At 41.0% G+C, this 21,100-nt stretch carries 19 protein-coding genes; 4 read left to right on the top strand and 15 right to left on the bottom strand.

The genetic code is table 11. The annotated features are described in order from the left end of the window. On the top strand, positions 1 to 222 hold a 222-nt coding region (locus ACWIT3_RS09265; RefSeq protein WP_042611807.1), incomplete at its 5' end, for an EF-Tu C-terminal domain-related protein. A gap of 201 nt (positions 223 to 423) precedes the next feature. Here ACWIT3_RS09265 and ACWIT3_RS09260 read toward each other — a convergent pair. From ACWIT3_RS09260 to ltnD, 9 genes are all read right to left on the bottom strand, one after another. Further along, positions 424 to 1,773, bottom strand: a complete 1,350-nt coding sequence (locus ACWIT3_RS09260; RefSeq protein ID WP_457162406.1) for an alpha/beta hydrolase-fold protein — start codon at positions 1,771 to 1,773, stop codon at positions 424 to 426. A 65-nt stretch (positions 1,774 to 1,838) separates the two neighbouring features. Beyond that, positions 1,839 to 3,305: a GntT/GntP/DsdX family permease gene (locus ACWIT3_RS09255; protein ID WP_457162405.1), complete on the bottom strand. Its 1,467-nt coding sequence runs from the start codon at positions 3,303 to 3,305 to the stop codon at positions 1,839 to 1,841. Between the two features lie 11 nt (positions 3,306 to 3,316). Then, positions 3,317 to 4,264 (bottom strand): D-erythronate dehydrogenase, encoded by a 948-nt coding sequence (denD, locus tag ACWIT3_RS09250; RefSeq protein ID WP_457162404.1) that lies wholly within the window; start codon positions 4,262 to 4,264, stop codon positions 3,317 to 3,319. 137 nt (positions 4,265 to 4,401) lie between these two features. Continuing rightward, positions 4,402 to 6,201: an alpha/beta hydrolase gene (locus tag ACWIT3_RS09245; protein ID WP_457162403.1), complete on the bottom strand. Its 1,800-nt coding sequence runs from the start codon at positions 6,199 to 6,201 to the stop codon at positions 4,402 to 4,404. A 1-nt stretch (position 6,202) separates the two neighbouring features. Continuing rightward, positions 6,203 to 6,877: a cyclase family protein gene (locus tag ACWIT3_RS09240; RefSeq protein WP_457162402.1), complete on the bottom strand. Its 675-nt coding sequence runs from the start codon at positions 6,875 to 6,877 to the stop codon at positions 6,203 to 6,205. Between the two features lie 13 nt (positions 6,878 to 6,890). Then, positions 6,891 to 7,673 (bottom strand): 2-oxo-tetronate isomerase, encoded by a 783-nt coding sequence (otnI, locus tag ACWIT3_RS09235; RefSeq protein ID WP_046339227.1) that lies wholly within the window; start codon positions 7,671 to 7,673, stop codon positions 6,891 to 6,893. Position 7,674: 1 nt separating this feature from the next. Next, complete coding sequence (gene otnC, locus ACWIT3_RS09230) at positions 7,675 to 8,307, bottom strand: 3-oxo-tetronate 4-phosphate decarboxylase (protein ID WP_457162401.1); 633 nt, start codon at positions 8,305 to 8,307, stop codon at positions 7,675 to 7,677. After that, on the bottom strand, positions 8,304 to 9,545 hold the full coding sequence (gene otnK / locus ACWIT3_RS09225; RefSeq protein WP_457162400.1) for a 3-oxo-tetronate kinase: 1,242 nt from the start codon (positions 9,543 to 9,545) through the stop codon (positions 8,304 to 8,306). Before otnK ends, otnC begins: the two co-directional genes overlap by 4 nt. Beyond that, complete coding sequence (gene ltnD, locus ACWIT3_RS09220) at positions 9,545 to 10,453, bottom strand: L-threonate dehydrogenase (RefSeq protein WP_457162399.1); 909 nt, start codon at positions 10,451 to 10,453, stop codon at positions 9,545 to 9,547. Before ltnD ends, otnK begins: the two co-directional genes overlap by 1 nt. 216 nt (positions 10,454 to 10,669) lie before the next feature. On the opposite strand from ltnD, the gene ACWIT3_RS09215 reads away from it, so the two are divergent. Continuing rightward, positions 10,670 to 11,431 (top strand): DeoR/GlpR family DNA-binding transcription regulator, encoded by a 762-nt coding sequence (locus tag ACWIT3_RS09215; RefSeq protein ID WP_457162398.1) that lies wholly within the window; start codon positions 10,670 to 10,672, stop codon positions 11,429 to 11,431. 53 nt (positions 11,432 to 11,484) lie between these two features. Here the strand turns inward: ACWIT3_RS09215 and ACWIT3_RS09210 are convergent, their stop codons facing one another. Beyond that, positions 11,485 to 12,945, bottom strand: coding sequence for an aminoacyl-histidine dipeptidase (locus ACWIT3_RS09210; RefSeq protein WP_457162397.1), 1,461 nt, complete (start codon positions 12,943 to 12,945; stop codon positions 11,485 to 11,487). A gap of 156 nt (positions 12,946 to 13,101) precedes the next feature. On the opposite strand from ACWIT3_RS09210, the gene gpt reads away from it, so the two are divergent. Next, positions 13,102 to 13,563: a xanthine phosphoribosyltransferase gene (gpt, locus tag ACWIT3_RS09205; RefSeq protein WP_457162396.1), complete on the top strand. Its 462-nt coding sequence runs from the start codon at positions 13,102 to 13,104 to the stop codon at positions 13,561 to 13,563. A gap of 69 nt (positions 13,564 to 13,632) precedes the next feature. Here the strand turns inward: gpt and proS are convergent, their stop codons facing one another. Beyond that, positions 13,633 to 15,348 carry a proline--tRNA ligase gene (gene proS, locus ACWIT3_RS09200; protein ID WP_457162395.1) on the bottom strand — a complete coding sequence of 572 codons (1,716 nt, stop codon included), beginning with the start codon at positions 15,346 to 15,348 and terminating at the stop codon, positions 13,633 to 13,635. A 358-nt stretch (positions 15,349 to 15,706) separates the two neighbouring features. On the opposite strand from proS, the gene ACWIT3_RS09195 reads away from it, so the two are divergent. After that, positions 15,707 to 16,999, top strand: a complete 1,293-nt coding sequence (locus ACWIT3_RS09195; protein WP_457162394.1) for an autotransporter outer membrane beta-barrel domain-containing protein — start codon at positions 15,707 to 15,709, stop codon at positions 16,997 to 16,999. A 64-nt stretch (positions 17,000 to 17,063) separates the two neighbouring features. On the opposite strand, the gene xylB is transcribed toward ACWIT3_RS09195, so the two are convergent. From xylB to ACWIT3_RS09175, 4 genes are read right to left on the bottom strand one after another with little or no spacing between them, the layout of a single operon-like run. Next, the gene (gene xylB, locus ACWIT3_RS09190; protein WP_457162393.1) at positions 17,064 to 18,533 is read right to left on the bottom strand and encodes a xylulokinase; all 1,470 of its coding nucleotides are present in this window, start codon (positions 18,531 to 18,533) and stop codon (positions 17,064 to 17,066) included. Positions 18,534 to 18,550: 17 nt separating this feature from the next. After that, positions 18,551 to 19,531, bottom strand: a complete 981-nt coding sequence (locus tag ACWIT3_RS09185) for an adenosine kinase (RefSeq protein WP_457162392.1) — start codon at positions 19,529 to 19,531, stop codon at positions 18,551 to 18,553. Further along, complete coding sequence (locus tag ACWIT3_RS09180) at positions 19,518 to 20,402, bottom strand: ketose 1,6-bisphosphate aldolase (RefSeq protein ID WP_457162391.1); 885 nt, start codon at positions 20,400 to 20,402, stop codon at positions 19,518 to 19,520. The genes ACWIT3_RS09185 and ACWIT3_RS09180 overlap by 14 nt, the downstream gene beginning before the upstream one ends. 1 nt (position 20,403) lies before the next feature. Further along, the gene (locus tag ACWIT3_RS09175; protein WP_457162390.1) at positions 20,404 to 21,087 is read right to left on the bottom strand and encodes a D-lyxose/D-mannose family sugar isomerase; all 684 of its coding nucleotides are present in this window, start codon (positions 21,085 to 21,087) and stop codon (positions 20,404 to 20,406) included. Positions 21,088 to 21,100 lie beyond the last annotated feature (13 nt).

The following is a 21,100-nucleotide window of genomic DNA, read 5'->3' as shown; positions in this document are numbered from 1 at the left end:
CCATTCTTCAAAGGTTACCGTCCACAGTTCTATTTCCGTACAACTGACGTGACAGGTACAATTGAATTACCAGAAGGCGTAGAGATGGTAATGCCTGGTGATAACATCAAGATGACTGTAAGCTTGATTCACCCAATCGCGATGGACCAAGGTTTACGCTTTGCGATCCGTGAAGGTGGTCGTACAGTTGGTGCAGGTGTTGTAGCGAAAATTATCAAATAATTTCGTTTGACATTGACATATTGAAAAGAGGCGTACCCAAAAGGTACGCTTTTTTGTTCACAAACGCTCATCATCTCGCAAAATAAATAAAAAACGTATGTGTTATTATTACATACGTTTTTATCTAGCTATCGTTGCTACATGCAGGTTTTTAACTATAAAAATATCTTATTTTTATTTATACGAATGTATACATTAGCATTACTTTATCGCATGAGATAAGCGCTGATCTAATAGCCACATCATGGCTTCAGGGCTGTTAAAAACTGCATCCCATGTGTTATGTGGGTTACTATTGACAATGCCATTATCCCCTGCTTGTTGTACACTAAATTCAGTATATTTTACTTTCATTGATTTCACGTCATCTTTCAAAAGACGATAATTGATACGTGAACCTTCAACAGGTGATACTTTATCTTCAACACTGTGGAAAAACCACATTGGCACATTTTTTAACATCGCTAAACTTTCTGCTGTTCCCTGACGATCAATCCACTCTAACGTATTCGCTTCTCGTCCACTCATTAACAACGCCCCTGCAAAAAAGTGCGGTCGTTTTTGCAATAAATATAATCCACCTTCTGCACCACGAGATAAGCCAATAATATAAATACGTTGTTTATCAATCGCCGGGTGATTTGCTATTGCCTCATCAAGCATCTTAAAGACAAGTTGATGGCGATGATGGGTTTGCCAATGGATACCTTGCTTATCCGCAGGATCGAAGACTGTTGCATACTGTGGCGCTAAGACAAAACTCTCTTCGTATGGTAACGTAGCGATTGCGCCTTTGCTCGATAACAAGTGAGCCAAGTTATCCTGCCCCACTTGTCCTGAACCATGCAAAAAGAGAACTAATGGATAGGTTTTCCCTTTTTCTACTTTGGGTTTGTAAAAGCGATACAATAATCCTTCATCTGTAGTATTGAGCGTAACACGATGAGCAGAGAAATCATCGATATAACGTGTTTTAATGTGTGGTTTCGTCGCGTGTTGTGTGATTTCACTTGCTTGCAGCGTTTTGCCATTGGTTAATTTTAATAACCCTGTTTGTTTTATCCTATACACAAGCTTATCCTCATAAAATTCTGGCACACGATTAGCTTGTACTTTTTCAATATCGATCAACTGACCCATGTGATCTTTTGCTTTAAACTTCATGGGTTGATTATTTTCTACTCTTAATGAATAGAAGTCAGCGTTCTTATCACGCTCATCTAATTCAAGAATAACAAAACGCCCTGGTTTTGCTTGATGAGCTGTAGTCGGCTTATCATTCACATAGGCACTTAATAAAGTACGTGTTTGAGGCTCAGTTTGTTCAAGTGCGGTCTGAATTTGGTAGATTTGGCGTAAATCGGTACCCGAAAATACGTTATCTTCATACTCCAGTGCAATCCCTGTCACTTTAGCCCCCTTTTCTGTCACTTCGGCAAGCAGTGTCGCGTTGATGAATTGAGGATGTTGAGGAACATCGGGGATCTGTGCAGAAGCGGTACCGCACAATCCCACTGTCGCACAAGATAACATGAACATTTTTCTTAACATATTATGTCTCCACAAAAGAATAGCAACAAATCAAAGAGAGTGTTGCTATTCATGAATTCAGTTAATTACAGTTTTTTGCTTTGTACATTAACGTAAACGAGAATCATCGCTAATACACCAAGTGGTAAGAATAAGTCTGTAATCGAGCCATCACTCCCCCAAATTAAGTTTGCTAAAATAACGGTGCTTCCTCCAATTGCCCAAGCAATTGTAGTTGGTACAGACCAAACAATCATTTGTTTCTTCACATCATTGATCCCCATCATTCTGTTCACGACCCAGAATAAGCTATCGTTGAAGTAACCAAAGAATAATGATCCCATTGTGGCAGCCTGAGCAGCGAGCAGCATATTGACGCCTGGAATCTGCGCTAAAATGGGTGCCGAGATTGAGGCTGCAGTAATCATCGCGACAGTACCAGAACCTTGGATAAAACGAACTAAAGTAGAAACAATAAACGGAATTAAAATAGGCGAAATCGGTAATGCAGCCACTTGCTCTGCCAGCTCTTTACCTGCACCACTATCACGTAATACTGCCCCTAATGCCCCACCTGCACCCGTGACTAATAAAATAATCCCTGCTGTCTTCACGCCTTCTTCTAAATGTAATGCAGTGGTTGTTTTGTCGGCTTTTGGCAATAACGTATACACAGCCACTAACACACTAATGGCTAAAGCAATCATTGGATGACCAATAAAATTGAAGAATTGATATAGAGTATTTTCTGCCAATGTAGGATGATTTTTTGACATTAAACCTAAGATCGCTTTAATAAAAATTAAGCCAATTGGTAACAAAATAGGCAACAAGGATAGGCTTAAGCTCGGTAATGTTTTTTTCTCACGACTTTCAATGTAATCATCATATTTCTGTTTTAACTCTTCCTGAGTAAATACTTCTTGGTTAAAAGTTGGATATTTTTTATCTAGCCATTTTGCATACAACACAATCCCTACCACAGGGAGTACCGCCATCGCCATACCGACTAATAACATTGCTCCGACATCAATATTAAACAAACCTGCTACACCTAATGGACCTGGTGTAGGCGGAACAGTATGGTGAGTAACAACTAATCCACCTGCGAGTGCCACACCTAAGGTTAATAGCGAGCGTTTACCATTTTTTGCTAAGGCTTTGGCAACGGGATAGAGAATCACAAATGCAGAATCAACGAAAATAGGAATACTGACAATATAACCAGTAATGGCTAATGCCCATTCTTCTTTTTTCTTGCCTAAGAATTTAATAAAGCTGTATGCCATTTTTTCTGCTGCACCCGATACTTCGAGGATACTTCCCATCATTACGCCAAGACCGATGACAATCCCGATACCACCTAATGTGCCTCCAAAACCTTTAGTGATTGCACTCAATGTATTATCAACACTCATGCCTCCCACTAAACCTGCGATGGCGGCAGCAATTAACATCGCAATAAACGCATGTACACGCGTTCTTAATACTAAAAACACCAATACGAATACTGCTATTAATAACCCAATAATTGGAGTAGGTAATCCGAACATAACGCCTCCTGTTACATATCACATTGAATGAATTGTTGAATCACATCAGCAAAGTTTTGATCCGCTGTAAAACCTAAACTCAATGCTTGTGAACAATGAATCGCAGCAGGCCAACTCGCCACGATATGATTAATGTTTTCATCAAACTCAAATTTCACATATTGCAGAATCTGTTCTCCTTTGACTTTCACGAGATCAGCAAGCATTTGTTCAACGCTAACTGTAAAACCAGGTAGGTTAATCACATGCCAATCACGAGCAGGTAAGGCAGGTAGTTGCAGTGCATGAATGAAGTTATTGACAACCGTATTTGGACTTGAAAGCCATAGATTCAGTTTTTTTGACACTGGGCAAATTGCTTCTGTTTGATGTAACGGCTCACGAATAATGCTACTAACAAAAGAAGAAGCCGCTTTGTTAGGTTTACCTGGACGAATACAAATTGTAGGTAAGCGCAATACGATGCCATCGACAAATCCCTTACGACTATAGTCATTGATCAACAATTCACACATCGCTTTTTGAGCACCATATGTAGATTGTGGCGTCACGGCAGTATGATCTTGAATTACATCAGGTAACATTCCACCATATACTGCTAAAGAACTACTAAAAATAAAACGAATGTGAGGATTTTGACGACGACAAACCTCTAATAAATGACGTGTCGCAAGAAAGTTGATTTCATAGCCTAAATCAGGATCTTGTTCCGCATGACTACTCACAATTGCGGCTAAATGAAATACTGCATCTGTACGATGATCAATAATGGTGTCTAATCCCTCAGGCTGACGAAGGTCCATTTCATAACAACGTACTCTGGGATCATGATTAGGGGCATGTGGCTTCACAACATCTATTAAAATCAGCTCTTCAAGCATGATATGCGTGTGGGACAATAATGCTTTCGCTAAACGTTGTCCAAGAAAACCTTGTCCACCTGTAATGACGATTTTCATCCTTTTTCTCCTCGATTTCCAACCGCACTTTTGCTGCCTTTTTGTGCGTTTTTACTGTTTTTGACGTAGAAAACGCCCTACCCATTCACCGCAGGGCATTTTCTATTCATGTATACGATGTGATAATTAACTATGCATTAAGCAAGAAAACGACCAATTACTTGTCCCCCCACTAACACCCAAGTCATTAAGAGAGAGGTGAAAAATACCCCTAAATAAATGTAACCCGTTTTTAAATAGCACCAATGGTTAATCAAGGTAAACACAATGAACTGAGGAATAATGACCGCTAACATCATCATCCAACGTCCACCAAATTGTGATAACCCTACACGATCAAAACCAGGACCTACTTGCATAAAATCAGGCACAAAATGGAAGAGCCACAGTATCACTAAGCCAGCTGTAGCGAAGATGATCGTTTTAATGCTCCACGTAACGAAAGTAGAGAGAAAAGACGAAGACAGTTTTTGTTTCATTTGGACAGAGACAATCAGCCCATTAAAGATGAAGAAAAAGGCTAAAATAGGTAACCAATAAACAAAGAACAAATTAAAGCGTTCTGCTGTTAATGGTTTTAATAATGGCCATAAGAAACGTAATTCTACGTTCAAATATTGATAAATGAGGCTAGTGAATAAGTACAAACCTAACACCAAAATCACACTTAATAATAAGTGGCGAGCAATCACTTGTCTGGTCGAGAGAACAGAAGAATTACTCGTCACGCCAAATTCTGCAAGCGAAATCGGTACCGTTCTTTTCCATAAACTAAATAGTATTAGCCCAACAAGCCCACTCACGACTAACCACAAGATGATCCCATTACCCATTTCTAGTGGCATAAAACTCACTTTTGATGCAATAGGTTCATTTGCTCCTCCCCATTGAGTAAACAATGGATAAAGCAATATCGTCAAGACAATGTTCACGACTGCAAATACCCACCATTGTTTATCTGAAACTGCTGTTTTTTCTGTCACTGCTTGACGTGCAGCAGCAAAATATGTGGTATTTAGTAAGCCACTTGCAAAAAAGAGCGCGGCGATCAATGCGGAAGCTAACGCAAATAAACCAGAAAATTCTTTATACCAGTAAGTTTGCATGTCTGGATCAATCCAATCGGCACCCTTTTCACCGTCTTGCAATGCTTGATTAAACCATAAAATTGCTTCTTTATTACTGTCTGCCGCAATCATCACACCAAGGTGTGTCCCATCAACCATTGCCGCACGACGCGCTGAACCATCGTTAAAATCACCATAGGTATGGTCCCATTTTAACGTTTCTTGTTCCCCCAATCCGAACGCAGCCAAACGCTTAGGATGAGTGACCAGCTCTTTAACAGGGAATGTTCTTTCACGATAACCACCGATTTCTTCATAGCGTCCTTGTGTTAATAAGTAATTATGTAATGTCATATCACCACCATTACTACTGAGTCCATTCACTGCCTTATGATCAGGATTCATTTTTGCCACGCGAATGGCATTCAACGCACCAGTTGAGTGACCAAATACACCTAGGCGAGTTTTATCAACGAAAGGTAAGGATTTTAAATAGTGATAACCATTATTTGCACCACTCATATTTTTATTTGAAGCGGGCAATTTAGTTGAGTAACCATGACCAAAATGATCAATTGCTAACACAACGAATCCACGCTTTGCCAGTTCCAACGCACCGAATGTGCTGGTGGCTTCTTTATCGCTTTGGTAGCCATGTAACGCTAAGAGACCCGCTTTTGGCGTCTCTGCTGTCGCAGACACTGGGCGATATAACTTCGCGACCATAGGTTGCATTTCTTCCGTCATAAAACTGACAGAGCTCACTTCAATACGACCAAAATCACGATCAATGGATGACGCTAAGTATGCCGCCAAGAAAGTGAATAAAAGGAATACACTTCCCCAGACATAATGTTTTGTTACGTTCATATCAAACTTCCTCTGCAAGTACAGTGACTTGTGCACTATCAATACCTTTGACCAATAAAGGCATCGCTAATACGCGTTGCAAGCCTTCTTTGTTCACCTGAGACAACTTCATATCTTCAATAATGCAAATAAAGTGTGTCTTATACATGCCCAACATCACTTGATGTGCCTCCACACCATGTTCCGCATTAGCTGGCGAAGCAAGCGAAATAAAATCAAAACCAATCGCTTTTAAATGACTCGCCTGATCAATTAAATATTTTGCCGCTTGAATGCTAACTGCACCGCCCTCTGCAGCGTACTGTTGTGGATGCGTTGATCTAAGCCGTTCCAGTCCTGTACGGATGAGTAAGCAATCAGCCTGTTGGATTTCAGTTAAATGAGGTGCCAGATCCTCTGGCTCAATTAATGAGCCAGGCAGCTTCGGAACATCAATCAATAGCGGCTTTTCATAAATAAATTGAGTTAAAGGCAATTCGGTAATGGACAGCCCATTGGGATTAAAATGCTTAGGCGCATCAAAGTGTGTACCAAAGTGGTTAAATAAATGTACCATTGCGCTGTTATAGGCATCGCCTTGCGCAATACTTGTGCAAATATCATAAGTCAGTGTTGGTTCACCAGGAAATCCTGGATCCTGTACATCTAATGGGTAAGACAATAATTGATAACGCATATTTCCCCCTATCTTATTGATCTCGATAAGGTTTAAACCAATCTAAACCCGCTACGGTTTCAATTCTTGGTTTATATTCACACCCTACAAATCCTTGATAACCAATTTGATCTAATTTATCAAAAAGATATGGATAGTTAATTTCCCCTTCATCAGGTTCATGACGATCTGGGACTGAAGCAATTTGAATATGTGCAATCTTGTCTTTTAGTTGATCCGTTAAGCGTGATAAATTGCCATCCACATTTTGTGCATGAAAGTAATCAAGCTGAATGAATACATTCTCTCTGTCTACTAACTCCACGATTTCCAATGTATCAAACTGGCTTTTTAACAAGTAGTTTGGCTTAACTTGTGGACTCAAGGCTTCTAATAAAATATTGATCCCATGTGGCTTAAATTTTTCTGCGGCATAACGAATATTCTTAACGAAGGTGTGTTTATAACGTTCTCGATCTTCTCCTTCGGGTACCACTGCTGCCATAATATGTACACTTGGGCACCCTAGTGCCAACGCATACTCTAAGGCCAAATCAATATCTCGGTGGCTATCTGCTTCGCGGTTTGGGATAGCCGACACGCCCCATTCCCCTTCATCAACATTGCCCGCTGCTGTATTAAATAACACTTGTTTGAGCCCATATTGGTCTAATTTTTCTTTTAGAACCGTGGCGGGATAATCATAAGGCCACAAGTATTCAACATATTTGAATCCTGCTTTAGCCGCAGCTTCAAAGCGGTCTAAAAAAGGCACTTCAGTGAACATCATAGTTAAATTTGCTGCAAATTTTGGCATCTTACTTTCCTCTATTTTCGAGATCCGCGACTTCACTCTCGGTGAGATAACGAATGTTTTGTCCTTGCAAAAGAAAATACAACTTCGCCGTTTCTTCTAGCTCTTCAGTATTATCCACTGCGTCCACTAAATCACTACCTGTCACCACTACACCGTGATTTGCCAACAAAAATGCTTTACCAGATAAGGCGCGTTCACTCAATTCACGCGCAATATGGCTATCTCCAGGTCGGTAATAAGGAATAACGGGTAGTTTCCCTACACGCATGACGTAATAAGGCGTAAACGCTTGGATCGCATTATCTGGGTCTAGCCCTTTAAGGCAGGATAACGCCGTTAAATAAGTGGAGTGCAAGTGGACAATTGCATGACAGTCAGGGTTCTTTTTATACATCGCAAGATGGAAAACGGATTCTTTCGACGGTTTTTTACCAGATAACAATGTTCCGTTCATATCAATCACCGATAAACTGTCTGCCTCTAAACGCCCTAACGATGAGCCTGTAGGGGTGACTAAAATACGTTTAGCATCAAGACGAACAGATAAATTACCAGCCCCTCCAACAGTGTAACCTCGCTCGAATAACGAACGTGCTAAGTTCACCATTTCAATTTTTTGTTCAAGCTCTGTCATATAAACATTCCTTGTGCAACAGCAAAAAAGTCTTCTGTACCAAAATTACCAGACTTCAACGCTAAGAAAACATCTTCATCAAGCGCTTTTAACCAAGGTACCCCTGGAGCAATTTGCTTACCAATATGAAAACCAGTAAAGCCTAATTGTTGCACCACAATACTCGAGGTTTCGCCACCTGCTGTAATAAAATTCACAACACCAGCCTCTTTGAGCTTTTGGGCTAATTGTGCAAACGTATTTTCAATTGCTTGACTGGCTTGCTCTGCACCAAATTCCGCTTGAATTTGTTTCAATTTAGTCGGTGAAACGGTCGCATAGACCATCGGTGCCAAATCATGATGTAAGTTGGTGATAACCCAACGCGCCAACTCATCTGCATATTGTGGATGGGTCAGACTTTGTGCGACATCCAAGTAAAAGTGCGGTGCTTTTTCTGCATAATTTGCCACTTGCTTATTGGTCATCACAGAACACGAACCTGATAACACGACCGTTTTTGCACGGGTCGGCAATAAGGCATTTTCGCCTTTTTTGCCTCCACTCAAACGCGCTGCCATATACGCCGCTAATCCTGAACCCCCGGTCACTAATTTGAAATCGGCAACCGCTTCAGCCAAAATCGCCAGCTGGGAATTGTCTACGGAGTCCACAACCGCATAACGAAAACCCTGTTGCTTCAATGCGGCAAAGCGTGCTTTCACATATTCAGGTCCTTTTACTAAATCTGAATAGCCAACTAAACCCGTTTTACCACGTGCTTGTTTATCCATTAAACGAACCAAATTTGCATCCGTCATTGGTGTAATTGGATGATTCTGCATCCCTGACTCATTCAATAACACATTACCTACGAACAAATATCCATTAAAAATGGTACGACTATTGATAGGCAAAGCAGGACAAATAATCGTGAAATCATCTTGCAATGCGTCTAACAACGCATCTGTCACAGGACCAATATTGCCTTTCGCTGTACTGTCAAACGTCGAACAATATTTAAAATAAAATTGCTTACCACCACTTTTTTGCAACCATTTTAATGCTTGTAAAGATTGCTCAATCGCCTCTGTCGCGGGGTTAGAGCGAGACTTTAAACTGATAACAATGGCATCCACATCACTTTTTAACGTCATCTGCGGTACGCCATTCATCTGAATGGTTTTCAGCCCATTCTCCACTAAGAAACTCGCGATATCGCTCGCCCCTGTAAAGTCATCTGCAATCACACCTAACATTACGCTTCTCCTTTTTTACTTGGTAAATCAATCCCATTAAAAATCTTGATCACCGCACTGTCATCTTCTTTGCCATAGCCAGCATTACTGGCTGCGGTAAACATATTGAAAGCCGTACTTGCAAGTGGAAGCGGGAATTTAAGCGATTTGGCGGTGTCGGTAACTAATCCTAAATCTTTTACAAAGATATCCACCATGGATAACGGGGTATAATCGCCTTCTACAACATGTTTCATACGGTTTTCAAACATCCATGAATTACCTGCTGCATGCGTAACAACGTCATACATTAAATCGAGGGGAATCCCCGCTCGAGCTGCCAGTGCCATCGCTTCAGCGCCTGCTGCAATATGTACGCCCGCCAATAATTGATGCACAATTTTGACGGTGGCACCTAACCCAATTTCTTCACCAATGTTGTACACCTTACCCGCAACAGCATCGAGTACAGGCTGTAACTTCGTAAAAGCTTGTCGAGGTCCTGCCGCCATGACGGTCATTTGACCTGCCGCGGCTTTTGCTGCACCACCAGACACCGGTGCATCTAACATGAGTAACCCCAATGATGTTAATTTTTGTGAAATTTGTTGAGCATCTTGTGCAGAAATGGTAGAAGAAACCATCACGACTGTACCAGGTCGTAGATGTGCTGCCAGTCCGTTTTCACCGAATAAAACAGCGTTGACTTGTTGAGCATTCACAACCAATAGCACGACCGCATCTAACGCTTGAGCAAATTCAACCGCACTTTGGGCGACCCCTGTGGCTCCCTCGGCTTTAAGCTTGTCTAGTACTGTCGGATTAAGATCGGCGCCGTATGTCTTCAATCCCGCACGAATACAAGATTGTGCAGCCCCCATGCCCATTGCTCCTAACCCAATGACCGCGACTGAAAAAGGTTGACTCATAAATTCCTCCACTTATTTTTTGAACGGATAGCCTGTTATGTTTTATATTGCCTACTTTTAACAAATAAATCTGCGATCCAGATCTCAAAAATTAACAAATAAATGTTAATTTTTGTTAAATAAATATAGATATCCGTTTAGCTCGTGAAATTTTTATACAAAATAATGAAATCGGCGTATAATTTGACGAGTATTTAAAGGAATGGATGTAAAATAATGTTAATCCCTGCCGAACGTCAGAAAAAAATTCTTAACTTAATTCATCAACAAGGCATCATGCGAATTACACATTTAGTCGACATTATGGGCGTTTCCCATATGACTATTCGCCGTGATATTCAAAAACTAGAAGAAAAAGGAAAAGTGGTTTCCGTATCAGGCGGAGTGCAACTTTTAGAGCGTTTAGTGTCTGAACCCACACGTGATGACAAATCACTGCTTTTCCACCAACAAAAAGCCTCTATTGGTCTTGCTGCTGCTGAGCGTATTCCTACTCACGCAACGATCTACTTAGATGCAGGAACCACAACGTTAGAAATTGCAAAGCAAATTGCAGAACGAGACGATTTGTTAATTATTACTAATGATTTTGGAATTGTTGATTTTCTTATCGCGAATGGTCGTTGTGATCTGATTCATACAGGAGGGCGAGTCTGCAAAGAAAACCGTTCTTCTGTCGGCGAACTTTCTGCACAGTTCTTACGTAATATTTCCATTGATATGGCATTTATCTCAACATCATCTTGGAATTTACAGGGTTTAACTACACCAGATGAAAATAAATTACCTGTAAAACGCGCCATTGTCCAAGCTAGCCAACGTAATGTTTTGGTCACTGACTCATCAAAATATGGCAAAGTCGCCACATTCTTGCTTTATCCATTAGACGTGTTTGATCAAATTATTTGTGATAAATCATTGTTAATTAATGCACAAGAAAAAATCAATGAAATGGATATTGAACTCTTACTTGTCTAAAAATGCGATCAACCTGACAACAAGTTGACCGCAATGCTCAAGTGTCAATTCTCTTATTTCTTCGGTAATGCCGCTAACAGTTTGGTTAATAATGCCCAATAGGTTTGTACCGCAGGAATATGGACTTTTTCATCAGGAGAATGCGCGTTACGAATCGTTGGCCCAATCGACACCATATCGATATTTGGATAAATTTTCTTCAACAATCCACACTCTAGTCCCGCATGAATCACTTTTACCACGGGTTCATAGCCTAAAACATCGGCATACACTTTCTCTGTTAAGGTCACAATAGGAGCATCATTATGTGGTTCCCAACCAGGATAATAGCCACTCAGTTCAACTTCAGCACCGACTAACGACACTAATGATTTGAGTAAACTGCCAATATAACGATTGCCACTGTGGATCAATGAGCGAATCAAAATCGTCCCTTTGATATGCGTTTCTTCAGTACGTAACACACCAATACTTAATGAGCTTTCAACCACATTGTCCAGTACATCACTCTGACGAATCACCCCATTTGGTAACACGTTAAATAAATGAATCGCTTTATGTGTTGTGACTTGTGAGAACACCGTATCGGCTTTTTCAACTGGCTGCAAAGTAAAAGTCAAGTTTGGTTCAACATGAGCCAACTCATGTTTGAGTAACATTTCAAAATCCTGTACCGCACTTTTCAGAGTGGCTAGCCCTTCGTTAAATGCTAAAGTTGCAAAAGCTTCTCGTGGTATTGCATTGCGCACCGATCCACCACGAATGTCACTTAATGCAAACTGAAATTGTGGCTCATCTTGTGTCAATTTCGCTAAAAAACGAGCAAGGACTTTAATTGCATTTGCTCGTCCAGTATGAATATCACCACCTGAATGACCACCCGACAAGCCTTTTAAGACAAGTTGGTAACTGTGCTCAAATGTATTTAATTTACGCTCAATTTCCAGCGAAATATTGGCATTCTCTCCACCCGCACAACCAATATAAATTTCACCATTTTCTTCAGTATCCGTATTGATCATCACTTCACTTTGTAACCAATTTGGACGTAAACCAACCGCACCTTCCATGCCAGCTTCTTCGGTCATCGTTAGCAATACTTCAAGCGGAGGGTGCGCTAACTCATCGCTATCTAATACCGCGAGAGCCGATGCCATCCCGATACCGTTGTCCGCCCCGAGTGTTGTCCCTTTTGCTTTTACCCATTCGCCATCAATATAAGGTTGGATTGGATCTTTTGCGAAATCGTGAACCGTGCCTTCATTTGCTTGTGGCACCATATCTAAGTGAGCTTGTAATGCGACGGGGATGTGGTTTTCCATTCCTGCTGTTGCAGGTTTACGAATCAGGATATTACCGACTTCATCACGTTCTGCATAAAACCCCTTTCCTTTTGCCCAAAGCACAATGAATTGTGCAAGTTGTTCTTCTTTATAAGATGGGTGTGGAATAGCACAAATTTGGGCAAACCATTTCCACAATAGTTTCGGTGCTAATGATTGAATTTCAGACATAATTCCTCCTATCGTAAAGCCTGTTATTGTTATTTTATCGCTAAAAAAGTGAAAAAAATCGGCGAAATTATAGCATAAAAGGCCATTTCAGGTTATCCTAACGCAATTTTATTTTCTGGGCAAAATTGCCCCTTCATTTTCAAAAAAGGTGTGTTTATGAGCGAAAAGTATGTCGTGACGTGGGATATGTTCCAGATGCACGCACGCAAATTATCAGAGCGTTTACTACCCGCTTCTCAATGGAAAGGGATTATCGCCGTCAGCCGTGGTGGTTTATTTCCTGCGGCAGTCTTAGCGCGTGAATTAGGTATTCGTCACGTTGAAACTGTGTGTATCGCAAGCTACCACGATCACGTTGAACAAGGTGAATTAAAAGTATTACACCGCGCAGAAGGTGATGGTGAAGGCTTTATCGTGGTGGATGATTTAGTGGATACGGGCAATACGGCACGTGCAATTCGTGAAATGTATCCAAAAGCAAAATTCGTGACTGTTTTCGCTAAACCTGCGGGTGCACCATTAGTGGATGACTATGTCATTGATATTCCACAAAATACGTGGATTGAACAACCTTGGGACTTAGGTTTAACGTTCGTACCGCCGTTGGCAAGAAAATAATCCAACGTTAAATTTTAAACATAAAAAATGCGAGTTAAATACTCGCATTTTTGTTATCTGCTATTCAGATTATTGGTTAAATTTTGCTGTTAACACATCAAGTAATTGATCTTTCGCGATCATTTCTTTTTCACCTGAACGACGATTTTTATATTCGATCTCGCCTTTCTCAAGGTTTTTCTCGCCAATCACGATCATATGTGGCACACCAATCAATTCCATATCCGCAAACATCACACCTGGACGCTCTTTACGGTCATCAAAGATCACTTCCACGCCTTGTGCCGTTAAAGTGCGGTATAATTTTTCGGCAAATTGTTGCACGCTTTCTGATTTGTGCATATTCATTGGCACGATTGCCACTTTGAATGGGGCAATATTTTCTGGCCAAATAATACCGCGCTCATCGTGATGCTGTTCGATTGCTGCTGCGATCACACGTGTGACACCAATACCATAACACCCCATAATCATTGTTTGCGGACGACCATCTTCACCTTGTACCGTGGCATTCATCGCGGCTGAATATTTAGTCCCTAATTGGAAAATATGACCGACTTCGATACCACGTTTGATTTGTAGCACACCTTTACCGTCTGGACTTGGATCGCCTTCCACTACATTACGTAAATCTGCAATTTGTGGCACTGGCAAATCACGCTCCCAGTTAATTCCAAAATAATGTTTGCCATCTTGGTTTGCCCCTGCAGAGAAGTTATCCATATTCGCAACAGTGCGATCTGCAATCACTGGCATTGGTAAATGAATTGGACCTAAAGAACCAGTACCCGCACCGACTACCGCACGAATTTCTTCATCTGTTGCAAATTGTAATGGGCTTGCAACGATATCCACTTTTTCAGCTTTGATTTCGTTTAACTCGTGATCACCACGCACTAATAACGCCACTAATTTGTGACCGCTTTCTTCCGTTGCGTGAACTACTAAGGTTTTCACGGTTTTTTCAATTGGTTGATTAAATTGTTCAACTAATTCTGCAATCGTTTTTGCATTTGGGGTATCGACTAAACGTAATTCTTCTGTTGCCGAACCACGTTCACCTAATGCAACTGCTTCAGCTAATTCAATGTTTGCTGCGAAATCTGACTCTGTTGAAAATACCACATCATCTTCACCGCTTTGCGCTAACACTTGGAATTCATGTGATGCGCTACCACCGATTGAACCCGTATCCGCTTGTACCGCACGGAAATCTAAACCTAATCGGTTAAAAATATTTGAATAAGTTTGATACATCACATCATAAGTGTGTTGTAAACATTCGTGTGACGTATGAAAAGAATACGCATCTTTCATCACAAACTCACGAGAACGCATTACGCCGAAACGTGGACGAACTTCATCACGGAATTTGGTTTGAATATGATATAAATTTAATGGAAGTTGCTTATAAGAACTCAATTCACGACGCACTAAATCGGTAATCACTTCTTCGTTAGTTGGCCCAATCACGAAATCACGATCACCACGATCTTTAAAGCGTAGCAATTCAGGACCATACTCTTCCCAACGACCAGACTCTTGCCAAAGTTCTGCAGGTTGAGTCACCGCCATTTTCACTTCTAATGCACCGCTTTTATCCATTTCTTGACGGATAATGTTTTCCACTTTGTTCAACACACGCAAACCAGTCGGCAACCAAGTATAAAGCCCTGATGCTAACGGACGAATCATCCCCGCACGCAACATTAATTGATGGCTAACAATACTCGCCTCCGCTGGCGTTTCTTTTAAGGTTGAGAATAAATATTGACTTGTACGCATTGATATACCTGTTAAGTTTTAAAAACGGTTTATAAAGAGAAAAAATTGCTGATTAGTTTATCACTGAGTGCGCGTTGGACAAAGTATTACACACGATTTTGTTGGAAATTGATCATAAGAACAATAGGCGCCTGACAGACTCGTCTTGTTCACGTAAAGAATAGGCGCGAGATCAAAAAACTGATAAAAAATAAACTTATTAGATTAAATATCAATCAATTACGACTTTCTTAGCGATTATTTGGTCGCTAAAATATCGCCTGTTTTTCTGGCAAGCATTTTATTGCTGAAAAAACATTCCAAAATAAACATGATATTAATAAAAAATACCCTAAATAATAAATCTCAGGAGTACATAATGAAATCTAAAAAACAATACTCTCAACTTAATCACACCCAAACATTAAAATATTTATTATTCAGTGCTTTTTTTGCTCTGCCTTTTGCCGCAAATGTTCATGCTGAAGAAATTGAAATAGAGGTCAGTGACACAGATATAGCTCGCAACCATACAGAAATCACCGCAGAATTAGTTGGGACAACAGGTCAAAATGAGAAAGTACCCGCTATCAATCCTGCTGATGTGACCCCAACGCTCCCTCATTCCGCGATCATTATGCCACCAGTCTCAAACTCAAATACGACCTCAGTCACTCCCACGGACAGTACCAATACTCCGTCCGTACCAGCTATCAAGCCAAGCTATGAGGATCTCGTTTTTGCTGCAATCACTAGCCCATCGGCTTATGTGCAAATGCCACGTGCGAACTTGGAATTAGCCTATGCCGTTGCGGATGCAACCACAACATTACATCCAACTCACTTACCTACACAAAAAGGGCTCTGGAGTAAATTTATTAGTAAAAATCTCTCATTAAACGGCAAAAACGCATTCGAACTCAAACAACAATTGGATCTGATTCAAGTCGGTTATCATTTCCCGCGTTATCAGGTTGGTGATATCTCACATGAATCAGGCGTGTATATTGCAACAGGTTCCGCAAAACAAGATTTCTTTGATCGCTTTACACACCGTTATCATGGTAAAACTGCATACGAACACATTAGCGCTGGGAAAACGAAAACGAATATGCTCGGTTTGTATTACAACACCTATTGGAAAAATCAGGCCTATTTCAACGTACTGGCACAAGTTGCACAATTCAAAAACCACTATAAGCCAACTGCTCAAGCCCATTTATCACAAAAAGGGCTCAACGCATTGTTGTCGTTAACCAGTGGAAAAGTCTTTCATTTCCACAATGCGTGGTCTGTTGAACCACATGCGCAGCTTGTCTCACAAGTACTGCGTTTAAACGCTTTACAACAGGCTTGGGTGAATATCCAAGCGGATAAAAGCTATGGTGTTCGTGGTAAAATTGGAACTAAGTTAACACATCATCATGCTCGTCATACCCTGACGTTATCTGCTAATGTCTGGCAAGATTTTGTCGCAAATAACTCTGTTCAAATCGATAAATTAAACTATCGTGAGCACTATGCAAAAACTTGGGCGGAAGTGGGCATTCAAGCAGAAGTCAAAGTAAATCCTAATTTTGCCATCTACGGCGGATTCCACAAAGAATATCGTTTAAGCCAAGCAAAACGTCATGCCTATAACAGCAATGTAGGGTTAGCAATTACTTGGTAATATCCAAATCATAAAATAAAAAAGCGCGTTATTGATTACCCATAACGCGCTTTTCCCCAATACCTTAATAGTATGTCTTCAATAACTGGACATACCTCGCATAAACTTGCTCATATTGCACCGCACTTCTTGAGTTTGGTTGAACAACCGATTGTGCATCAATCTGGACAAAGTTTTGGCATAACGCTGTTAACTCTCCTTCACCATTTGCCCACATCGCTTGGATTGCACCGCCAAGTGCGGCAGCCTCTTCCTCTTTCAAACAGACCACTTCAGTGTTCATGATATCCGCGATCATTTGTCGCCAAACCGCACTTTTCGCCCCCCCACCAATTAAGCGGATTTGTGATGTTGATAAGCCTGCCTGACGAAATAAATCTAAACCATAGCGTAAAGTAAAACTGGCTGCTTCCATCATCGCACGACATAAATTCGCTTGGGTGAAATTAGCCGCATCTACCCCTAAAATACTGGCTTTGGCCTGTGGTAACGGTGGGACACGTTCCCCGTTGAAAAAAGGTAGAATCGTAATACCTTCTGCGCCAATGGGGCTTTGCTGGATTAATTCGTTAAACTTCGCGACATCAATTTGCAATAAATCCATCAAGTTTTTATTGGCGGAAGTCATATTCATCACGCACACTAACGGTAACCAGCCCCCAGTACTTGAACAGAAATTGGCAATTTCCATCGGCAAGTTCAACAATGGCTTATCCGTATAAGCATAAAGCGTACCCGATGTGCCAAGACTCATGGTGACGATACCTTGCTGAATATTGCCCGTGCCGATTGCCCCCATCATATTATCGCCACCACCAGTTGAAACAATAACGTTTTCGGACAAGCCTAATAGCGTGGCAATTTCAGGGCGAACTTTGCCTATTTTTTGTTGCGCAGAACATAATGGTGGCAACACTTTTTGTGGATCTAATTCTGGGGCGAGCAAAGCAAATACCTCAAGTTGCCATTCGCGTTTCACCACATCAAAATACCCCGTACCTGAGGCATCACCATATTCCATACAAAAATTGCCCGTAAGCCAATAGTTGAGGTAATCGTGAGGCAACATAATTTTGGCAATGCGTTGATATTGTTCTGGATAATGTTTTTTAAACCACAGAATCTTTGACGCCGTATACCCTGTTTGAATCATAATACCGAGTTTTGCGAAAGCCTGTTCTTGCCCGCCTAATAACGCAATACATTCGTCATTTTCCGCTGCTGTTTCGGTATCACACCAAAGTTTAGCGTTGTATAACGGCTGATCGTGCTCATCTAACATCACTAACCCGTGCTGTTGCCCTGAAATGCCAATGCCTTTAATTAAGTGCGGGTCAATGTTGGCAACGTTTATCGCCTGTTTAAAAGCCGTCAATAATGCCTCTGTCCACCATTGTGGTTGCTGTTCACGGCGACCATCCGTATTTTCAATAAGTTGATGGGGCGCATAGCCTATCCCAATGACCTTGTTCTGACGGCTATCGACTACAATGACTTTCGTTCCCTGCGTCCCACAATCAATACCGATATACATAATTCACCCCTCAATCCTTACTTCTGATTTGCGATAAAGCTTTGTAACTTTTCATAACTTACTGCGCCACCTGTTGCCGAAATAGAAAACAAATTGAAATACGCTAATCCGTGACCGAGTCTTAAAACTTCTTGTAACGGCAAGTCATGATGCAAACCATATAGGACTCCTGTGCAAAACGCATCGCCTGCGCCAAGAGTGCTCACAATCTGTTTCTTTTCTACCCAATAAGAAGGTACTGCAATTTTTTCGCCTTGTTTATTGGTAGCTGCTGCCCATTTTGGATCATGCACAATCACGGCTTGACGTACTCCTTGTGCCATGATGTGCTCTGCCATCTGTTGCAATGTCGTTTGATTTGACGCCAAATGTTCACAATCCGTTAACCATTTTGCCTCAACATCATTAATAATCACATAATCCACAAACGGTAATATTGGGCGAATCTGTTGAGTAAAAATGTGTTTATCTGAAACGGAAACTAAATCGATAGAAATCAGAAACCCTTGTTGATGCAGTTGGGTGAGAGTGGCTTTCAGTTTTTCCACATTGAGAAATTGTGGCAATAACGGCAGATAAGCAATATGCGCGATTTTAGCAGGATGATGAATTTGCAAAACTTGCTCAGAACCATATTCCGCCATCGCCCCAACATAATGAAAGAAAGTGCGGTCACCTGTTTGAGAATTGATCATCACATCAGTGAATGAAGTAGGCAGATGTGAAGTAACAACATGTTCGACATTAATATGATGCTGGCGAGCGTGCTGCAAAATAAACGCCCCCTCGCTGTCTTTGCCAATAGCACCAGCAAGAAAACGGGGTAAATCGGGATCCAGCTTATCGAGATTAAACAACACATTCGTACAGCCACCACCACAATGTAATTCCACGTTTGAAATGGTGGCTAACATAGATTCCTGTGGATAGTCGGAAATCACTAGCGTTCTATCCACTAATAAATTACCAATGGCTAAAATACCGTTACGAACCTGCATATAGCTGTGCCTTATTGATGCTATTAAAAATCTGCATTTGCTCTGCAACAGTACGGCTGATGGCTTGTTGCATATTATTCATCATAATAAGGTAATAGTTATATTTCGCATCCAGTTCACTGTTATTAATATCTTGCGTGACACTCTGCAATGCCGTTTGTGACATACCTGTAAAGAAATTAATTTTACAGATCCCACGTTGAATGGTTTTTTGGAAATCTTCTACGCTCAACCCAGATCCCCCATGTAAGACTAATGGCACTGGGACCGCGTGATGAATTTGTTCAAGACGTTCAAAATCTAATTTTGGCACACCTTTATATTTACCGTGTGTATTACCAATCGCAACGGCGAGTGCATCGATGCCTGTTTCACGAACAAACTCCACTGCCTGATCTACTTTAGTATATAGTGCGACATTAGCACTACTTTCTAATGCACCACCTTCATCGCCACCGACAGCTCCTAGCTCGCCTTCAACGGAAATGCCATAGTTTTGACAAAGCTCGACAACTTTACGAGTTTGGGCAATATTTTCTGCGTAAGGCAATTGTGAGCCATCAAACATAATCGAAGAAAAACCGCACTTAATCGCACGTTCAATGGTTGGGAAGGTCAAACCATGATCCAAGTTTAAGCATACTGGGACACCAGCTAGTGCTGCTTTTTTCTTGATGTAATCCACTGTAGGTTCTAAATCAATGTATTTTAAATGCACTTCTGCCACATTAATAATGACGGGAGCCTGTTGCTGCTGCGCCGCGGCAAAGACCGCATCAATAAAATTAGAATCAATTGCATTAAATGCGCCTACTGCGAATTTATGTTGATTTGCGACTGCAAGAATCGACTTCAAATTCAATAATGCCATGTTATACTCCTGTTAAATAATGCTGATAGTCACTGCACAATAAATGGATTGGGCGTTCATCCTCTTCAATTTGAGAAAAGCGCCCTAATGGTTCTAAAAAGCGATTATCGGTTAAGTCATCATTCGCCATTGACACTTCTCCCGCTAATACCACGCCCTCTTCAGCCCAAAAACTGTGATATAACAATGGTGTCAAACAGATGCTTTGCCCTGGTTTTAATTTGATCACACTCCCCGCTTTAACGGTGAGGCACTTACCATCAACTGTTACTTGGATATCCGCTTTTTCATCTAATAAATCCGTTTGCTCATCTCGTTGGTATAATCGGATGGCTAAAGTACCGCCACCACGATTAATGATGTCTTCCATTTTTTTCCAATGATAATGCATCGGAGTAATCTGCCCTTCTTTGACCATCATAATTTTCTCAGCATAAGGCTTATTATTCGTGGAAGACTGATTGCGAATTGTAAATAAGGTTAAACCAAACTGAGCAAAATTATGTAGATTAAAATCCGTGACATCCCAACCAAGACGTGCTTCTAATACTTCTTGTTGTGCAAGCAGATCTTGGGTCTGCCAGTCTGCTAAACTGTACTGTGCAAATTCTGGTAAATGAAAGCAATGTTGTTGCATTAATGCTTTTGCTTCACGAATGACTTGATTAATTTCAGAACGCTTCATGCTGTTTTCCCCT

The sequence above is a fragment of the Pasteurella sp. P03HT genome, assembly GCF_054052285.1.
Note: the sequence above shows the minus strand (reverse complement) of the source record. Positions and strands in the feature narration are given on the sequence as shown.